The organism is Methylobacterium aquaticum, assembly GCF_001043915.1.
Lineage (GTDB): Bacteria > Pseudomonadota > Alphaproteobacteria > Rhizobiales > Beijerinckiaceae > Methylobacterium > Methylobacterium aquaticum.
In genome coordinates this window covers 1-7,348 of the sequence record NZ_LABX01000287.1, presented here as the reverse complement: position 1 = coordinate 7,348, position 7,348 = coordinate 1, and the positions used below count along the sequence as shown (strand labels likewise).

Sequence of the window (7,348 nt, the reverse complement as noted above, 5' to 3'; positions counted from 1 at the left end):
CTAAGCAGACTTGCGTTGGCAGGCCCACGCTTCGTCCGCTTAGGGTCTTGTTTGATCGCAGATTTTTGCCGCCGAACTGGTGACCACTTCGGCGAAATCCGCTTAGAGCACTGCCCGATCACGTGGAAATCGTGAAGTGCTCTAGGTCTTTGATTTTGCCGCATTTTCTGCGACCAACCGGTGTCCACTTGGTCGGAAAATGCTCTAAAGGTCCCAGGATTCAGATGTCCTTGCACAACCGCAGCGCATCATAGATCGCCGCATGGATGTTGCGGCCGGCCACGGCGTCGCCGATGCGGTAGAGGGCGTATCCCTTGGAGAGGTCGTAGGGTTGCGGCTCGCCGCGCAGCATCGCGTCCTGGTCGATCTGGCCGCGATTGACCGACGCCGCCTTGAGCCGGTGATACAGCGCATCGACCGGCAGCGTGCCGTGATCGACCACGATGCGGTCGACGACCCGTTCTTCCTCGGCATCCGTCATGGTGTTGCGCAGAGCGGCGACGAACCGGTTGCCCTCGGGGTAGATCTCGATCAGCTCCATGTTCGGCGTCATCACGACACCGAGCTTGTACAGGTCGCGCAGGTGGATCGGCTGGTTGGTGGTGCCGACCTCCTCCGCCACCATGCGGTCATGGGTGGCGATCTCGACGAGGCAGCCGCGCTTGGCGAGCCATTCGGCGACCGACGAGGCGTTGTGCTGGCCCATCTCGTCGTAGAGCAGGACCGAGCCGGTCGGCTCGACCGCGCCGGCAAGCACCTCGGCGGTGGTGACGGCGTGCTGCGCGGCGCCCTTGGCGTGGCCGCGCGACGGCGTGCCGCCGGTCGCCACGATGACGACGTCCGGCGTCTCGGCCAGAATCGCCGCCTCGGTCGCCTCGGTGTTGAGCCGCAGATCGACGCCGAGCTTCGTCGCCTGCGCGACGAGCCAGCGCGGAATGCCCGACAGCGCCTCGCGCCAGCCGGCCTTGGCGGCGAGGCCGATCTGGCCGCCGGCCTGGCCGCTCTTCTCGAACAGCACCACCGCATGGCCGCGCTCGGCGCAGACCCGGGCCGCCTCGAGGCCGCCGGGCCCGGCGCCGATCACCACGACGCGCCGGCGCCGATCCGCCTTGCGGATCTCGTGCGGCATCGTCGCCTCGCGGCCGGTGGCGGCGTTCTGGATGCAGAGCGCGTCGCCGCCGACATAGATCCGGTCGATGCAGTAGCCGGCCCCCACGCATTGGCGGATGTCGTCGGCGCGGCCCTCGGAGAGCTTTTTGACCAGATGCGGGTCGGCGATATGGGCGCGGGTCATCGCCACCATGTCGACATGGCCCTCCGCGACGGCGCGCGCCGCGGTCGCCAGATCGGTGACGCGCTGCGCGTGGAAGACCGGGATGTCGACCTCGCGCTTGATCGCGCTCGGCAGGAACAGGAACGGAGCCACCGGGAACGACATGTTCGGCAGCGAGATCGCGTGGGCGATGTGGTCGCGCGCCTGGCCGCCCAGCACGTTGAGGAAGTCGACGAGGCCGCGCTTGGCGTATTCGGTCGCGATCGTCAGGCAATCCTCGTGGGAGAGCCCGTCGGCGATCATCTCGTCGCCCGACATGCGCAGGCCGATGACGTAGTCGTCGCCGGCCGCGGCCCGCATCGCCTCCAGCACCTCGATGCCAAAGCGCATCCGGTTCTCCAGGCTGCCGCCATACTTGTCGGTGCGCTGGTTGACGCTCGGAGACCAGAACTGGTCGATCAGGTGGCCGTGGGCGGCCGAGACCTCGCAGCCGTCGAGGCCGCCCTCGCGGCAGCGGCGCGCCGCCTCGGCGAAGCCCTTCACCACCCGGGCGATGTCTTCCTCCTCCATCTCCTTGGGGATGGTGCGGGAGGCGGGCTCGCGCCGGGACGAGGGCGAGATCGTCGGCAGCCAGTGCTCCGTGTCCCACTTGGTGCGCCGGCCCATATGGGTGAGCTGAATCATCAGCTTGGCCCCATGGGCGTGCACCCGGTCGGAGAATTGCCGGAAATACGGGATCACCGAATCGTCCGCGACCGAGATCTGGTTCCAGGGCGCGGCCGGGCTGTCGGGGGCGACCGAGGAGGAGCCGCCGAACATGGTCAGCCCGATGCCGCCCTTCGCCTTCTCGGCGTGATAGAGCTGGTAGCGCTCCTGGGGTTTGCCGTCCCGGCCATAGCCGGGGGCATGGCTCGTCGACATCACCCGGTTGCGGATGGTGAGGCCCTTGATGGTCAGCGGCTTCAAGAGCGCGTCGGCATTGGCGATCACGGGACGACTCCCGAAGGCAGGGGCTAAGCAGATTTCGCCGAAGTAGTCACCAGTACGGCGGCAAAAATCTACGATCAAATAAGAAACTAAGCGGACGAAGCGTTGGCCTGCCAACGCAAGTCTGCTTAGGTTCTTGGAGAAGTGAAAGGGCGGGCCGTCAGCGCTCGACGACGAGGTCGCTCGTCGGCTTGGAGCAGCACAGCAGAGCCATGCCGGCATCGATCTCGCGCTGGCGGATGCCGCCGGCATGGGTCATCGCGACCGTGCCCTTGGTGACCTTCGACTTGCAGGTGCCGCACAGGCCCTTGGCGCAGGACGAGGGCAGCCGGAGGCCGGCCTTGCGGGCGGCGTCGAGCACCGTCGAATCCTCCGGGCAGTCGAGGACCCGGCGGGTCTTGGCGAACTCGACCCGGAAGGTCCGCACCGTCGTGGCCGGGACAGCCTCGGTCGCAGCGTCGTCATCCAGTGCACGGCCGGCTTCTGCGGCGGCCCTCTGGTCGGCCTCCGGCAGGGCACCGAAGTCGAAGCTCTCCTCGTGGTGCCGGGCCATGTCGACGCCGGCAGCACGCAGCATCGCCCGCACGGAGTCCATGTAGGGCTTCGGTCCGCAGACGAAGACCTCGCGCTCGCGGAAATCCGGCACCGCCTGCGTGAGGATGTCGAGGGAGAGCCGGCCCTTGGGGCCGGTCCATACCTCGTCCGGTGCATCCGCCTCGCAGACCGCGTGGAAGCGGAACCCTGAGTCGAGCCGGGCCATCGTCTCCAGCTCGCCGCGGAACACGATGTCGGCCGGGCTGCGGGCCGAGTGGACGAAGGCGACGTCGCGGGGCTCGCCGAGATCGTGGAAGGTGCGCGCCATCGCCATCATCGGCGTCACACCGCTGCCGCCCGACAGGAGCAGGTACTGTCGCGCCGGATGGGTGAAGCAGGAGAAGTCGCCCATCGGCCCGAGGGCCCGCACGGTGTCGCCGGCCTTCAGGGTGTCGTGCAGCCAGTTCGAGACCGGACCGCCGAGCACCCGCTTGACGGTGATCGACAGGGCGTGCGGCCGCGTCGGCGCCGAGGAGATCGTGTAGCAGCGATGGATCGTCTCGCCGCCGACCTCGAAGGCGAAGGTCAGGAACTGACCCGGCGCGTAGGCAAAGCGCCGGGGCTCGGGCGCGGCCAGCACGAAGGTCTTCACGTCGTGCGTTTCCTGGCGCACGGCGAGGCAGACAAGGGCATCGTCGGCCTCCGCATCCCAGGACGCGGTGGCCGCGAGACGGGCGGAGGCCGGTTCGGTCGAGACGGGGGCCGACGTCATGGCGTTAGCGCCCCAGATGCGCGGCCATGCGGCCGACATACCAGTTGCAGAACTTTTCAACGAGCATCTCGGTGTTCGGCGAGTACGGTCCGGGCTCGTAGGCCGGGCTCGCGACGCCCTGCTGGCAGATGCCGACGAGTTCGCTGTCCTGGTCGTTGGTGGCGTCCCAGACGCCGATCAGGTTGGCGAGATCGTAATCGACGCCTTCCACCGCGTCCTTGTGGACGAGCCACTTGGTGCGCAGGAGCGAGCGCCCGGCATCGAGCGGAAGCACCGAGAAGGTGACGATGTGGTCGCCGAGGAAGTGGTGCCAGGAATTCGGCTGGGTCCAGACCGAGAGGCCACCGAGCTTGGCGTTGGTGAAGTCGCCGAGCAGCGTCTTGCAGGCGGCCTTGGTGTCGATCGTGTGGGACTCGCCCTCGCCGTCGAGCGGCAGGCGCTCGGTGCGGAAGGCCGTCACCATCGTGTCAAGCTCGTCGATCTCCGCGGAGGGCAGGCCCTCGGCCTCCCACTCGGCGTGCCGGGTCGTCCGCAGGCGGGCGTAGCGTTCGGCCTGGTGCCGGTCGTGCTCGTCCATCTCCTCCGGCGCGAAGCCGAAGCCGTAGGCGAAGAGCGGCACGGTCAGCTCGGGATGGTTGGCCCCGCAATGATAGCACTCGCGGTTGTTCTCCATCGTGAGCTTCCAGTTGCCCGGCTCGATGATGTCCTTCTGGAACGCCACCTTCGTGTCGCGCAGGTTGTGCGGCGCGATGTAGGGGCCGAGCCGAGCCGCCATCTCGTCGAAGTCGGACGGAGCTTCGTCGGCGAGGCAGAGGAAGAGCAGACCTTCGAGCGAGCGAAGATGCACGGGCTTCAGGCCATGGCAGCCTCGTTTGAAATCCGGCCCCATATGCTCGGCATGGATCAGGTTGCCGGTGAGGTCGTAGGTCCAGGAATGATAGCGGCAGACCAGGTTGCCGACCGTCGACTTCTCGTCGTGGACCAGCCGGGCGCCGCGATGGCGGCAGACATTGTGGAAGGCGCGGATCTCGCCGTCGTCGTCGCGCAGGATCGCCACGGAGGTCTTGCCGATATCGACGACCATCACGTCGCCGGCCTCCGGCACGTCGGGCTCCACACCGACATAGATCCAGTGACGGCCGAAGATGACCTCCATGTCAGCCTCGAAGATCTCGGGGCTGAGATAGAACGGCGCCGGGAGGCTGTATCCGGGGCGACGCTCGCGCAGGAGGCGCTGCAGCGGGGTCGGCGTGACGTCGAGCATGGGGCCTCGCAAAGCCATATCGAGCGAGGACGACTATCTCCGTGGGGCCGGGCCTCCGCTGCCGCGCCAGCGACATTCCCTTGGCTCGCTGCGACGCCCGCCCAATCCCGCGCGACAGCCCGATCCTGCGGGCTCTCACGGCCCGCCCTCGGTCTCGACCATCGCGAAGACCGAAATTCGCGACACGCCGAAACGGGCGCACAGAATCTCGCCGCTCAGATCAGATTGTTGTCGCCGGACCGGTGGCTATTCTGGCGAAGTCTGCCTGGAGCATTGTCCGACGAAGTGGACACCGGTTCGTCGTAGAAAATGCGGCAAAAATCAAAGACCTAGAGCGCTTCGCGATTGCAACGCAATCGTGAAGCGCTCTAGGTCGGGGCTCACGCAGTCAAGGTTGAAACGATTTCACTCCTTGACCTGAGGAGGCCGTATCACGAGCTGTCGCGGACGGTGGCTAAGCTCGAGCCCGTCACCGTGCTGGCGTGGCTTCTCCCTCGTCGTACTGCCTTACGAGGGCTTTTAACCCCAGCGACGGTCGCCCGTGGCTCACGATGGCGACATCAAGATCGCGGTCACGAACCAAGTGAAGCGCCCGCAGCATGGCCGCATCGATCCAGTCGTCCGCGTTGCCGAAGGCACCTCCGCCAAGGCGGGTCAGCAGCACACGGTTCGAGGCACCGCGCGCCACGTTCAGCAGGCCAACCAGCAGCGTCCCCTCGTAAGCGGCATCGAGGACGAGGCGGGCGAACGGCGCCCACGCCTCTCTCGCGAGGCGCGTGTAGGCGACCGGCAGCGCCGAGCAAAAAATCTGGCTGACGCGCTGCCGCGGCGCCGGTCCGTCGGTGACGTCCACATCGGTGTGCAGGCCAAGCCTCAGTCGGCCGCGGAGGTCGTCCAGGGCGTCCTCATCGGTCCGGCTCAAATGCCCGGCAATGGCCGCGAGACCCGACTGTGTCGGCAACGCATAGCCATTGCGCATGGTCCACAGCGCGGCCCGCGTGCTGCCGAGGCGCTGCGCCAGGGCATCCCCCAGATCCGCGAGCCCGTCGAGCTGCCGCTCCGCCGTCTGGCCGATCTCGCCTTCGCAGGGCACGAGGTAATTGCGGTAGATCGTGGCGGCTCCCGCCGCGATGGCGCAGGCCGGACCTTGCGTTCGGTCGTGGGCGTAGCCGGTGACGCCCTCCTCTGGAGTGATGCCGGGCCCGACCATCTCCAGCATGTTAAACTGCGAGGCGACCTGGAACAGGGCGCCTTGATTCTCAGGAAGACGATGCATGGCGCGCACATCACCTTCGACGATGCTCAGCCGGAGTCGTCCTGGTCGCTGCACGCCCACCGCTGCCACGCGCAGTTCGGCCAAAGAAGGCAGCGTCAGCGTCCCGGTCGCATAGCTCTCGTCCGTGCCCTCCCGCACCAGGCGGCCGTCGATCACGCGCAGGCGGGCCTGCGTCTCGCTGTAACCGATCTCACGGAACCCGGTCAGCCGTTCGAACCAGTCCATCCTGCGCTCCCGTCAGCCACATCCATACCAAGAAAGCGCTCGCATCGCACGTGTATGAGGGGTGGATACGGTCGGGACATTGACGTAGCGGTTCCAAACCCTTCGATCAGGGTCGCCGGAATGGTCTTCTCATCAACCGAGGAGGATCGGCACGATGCCTCCGGTCTTCGACGAGGTCGGGGCCTTACGCGCTCTCGACTGGTCTGACCACGAGGACCGGATGCGGCTGCGGTTCCATGACGGGACCGCCGTGACTGTAAAGGAGTCCGCCTCGCAAGCGTTCACCGGTGCTCCGATCGCGGCCTCTGTCGCCGGCGATCTCAGAGTCATCGGGGCGATCGTCGTCCGCCACAACGGCGCCGCGCTCCAGCGCGAGGTGCGGGCTGCCCTGCAGAAGCTGCCCTTGCCGCCTGCCTCGACGCGAAAAACCCCGCCGGCCGAGCCTGAGCGGGGTTTGTCGTGTGGTTGGTTGCGGGGACAGGATTTGAACCTGTGACCTTCAGGTTATGAGCCTGACGAGCTACCGGGCTGCTCCACCCCGCGCCAGGGTGTTGTCGCGATGAGGGAATGTTGCCGTGCTTGGCAGGTCTGGCGGTGACCGACTCTCCCGTGTCTTGAGACACAGTACCATAGGCGCTGGGGCAGTTAACGGCCGAGTTCGAGATGGGATCGGGTTTGCGATCACCCCGCTCTGACCACCAGACCGGCCAAGCACGTCGTCCGGCAAGCATATCGGTGTTGGTCTTCATCGTGCGTGAGGTCCGATCCGGACACGGATCATGAGAGCGATCAAGCCGATCGAGCGATTAGTACTGGTCAGCTCAGCGCGTTACCGCACTTGCACATCCAGCCTATCCACGTGGTCGTCTTCCACGGCTCTCAAGGGAGGTCTCGTTTCGAGGGGGGTTTCCCGCTTAGATGCCTTCAGCGGTTATCCCGACCGAACATAGCTACCCTGCACTGCGGCTGGCGCAACAACAGGCCAACCAGAGTTTCGTCCATCCCGGTCCCTCTCGA

5 protein-coding genes, 1 tRNA gene and 2 rRNA genes are annotated in these 7,348 nt (G+C 66.6%); 1 reads left to right on the top strand and 7 read right to left on the bottom strand.

The annotated features are described in order from the left end of the window. Positions 1–220: 220 nt before the first annotated feature. The 4 genes from VP06_RS29560 to VP06_RS29545 form a co-directional block, all read right to left on the bottom strand. Positions 221–2,263, bottom strand: coding sequence for an NADH:flavin oxidoreductase (locus VP06_RS29560; RefSeq protein ID WP_048467390.1), 2,043 nt, complete (start codon positions 2,261–2,263; stop codon positions 221–223). 157 nt (positions 2,264–2,420) lie between these two features. Beyond that, on the bottom strand, positions 2,421–3,566 hold the full coding sequence (locus VP06_RS29555) for an FAD-binding oxidoreductase (RefSeq protein ID WP_048467392.1): 1,146 nt from the start codon (positions 3,564–3,566) through the stop codon (positions 2,421–2,423). Positions 3,567–3,570: 4 nt separating this feature from the next. Continuing rightward, the gene (locus VP06_RS29550) at positions 3,571–4,830 is read right to left on the bottom strand and encodes an aromatic ring-hydroxylating oxygenase subunit alpha (protein ID WP_048467389.1); all 1,260 of its coding nucleotides are present in this window, start codon (positions 4,828–4,830) and stop codon (positions 3,571–3,573) included. Between the two features lie 469 nt (positions 4,831–5,299). Beyond that, a complete protein-coding gene (locus tag VP06_RS29545; RefSeq protein ID WP_048467388.1) occupies positions 5,300–6,331 on the bottom strand; it encodes a hypothetical protein in 1,032 nt (343 codons plus the stop codon). Between the two features lie 154 nt (positions 6,332–6,485). Here VP06_RS29545 and VP06_RS35570 point away from each other — a divergent pair, with 154 nt between their 5' ends. After that, the gene (locus VP06_RS35570) at positions 6,486–6,827 is read left to right on the top strand and encodes a hypothetical protein (protein WP_082167696.1); all 342 of its coding nucleotides are present in this window, start codon (positions 6,486–6,488) and stop codon (positions 6,825–6,827) included. Here the strand turns inward: VP06_RS35570 and VP06_RS29535 are convergent. From VP06_RS29535 to VP06_RS37450, 3 genes are all read right to left on the bottom strand, one after another. Next, positions 6,798–6,874: transfer RNA gene (locus tag VP06_RS29535), tRNA-Met, on the bottom strand. The genes VP06_RS35570 and VP06_RS29535 overlap by 30 nt on opposite strands. 43 nt (positions 6,875–6,917) lie before the next feature. Beyond that, positions 6,918–7,034: ribosomal RNA gene (gene rrf, locus VP06_RS29530) — 5S ribosomal RNA — on the bottom strand. 82 nt (positions 7,035–7,116) lie between these two features. Beyond that, positions 7,117–7,348, bottom strand: a 23S ribosomal RNA gene (locus tag VP06_RS37450); the annotation flags it as partial.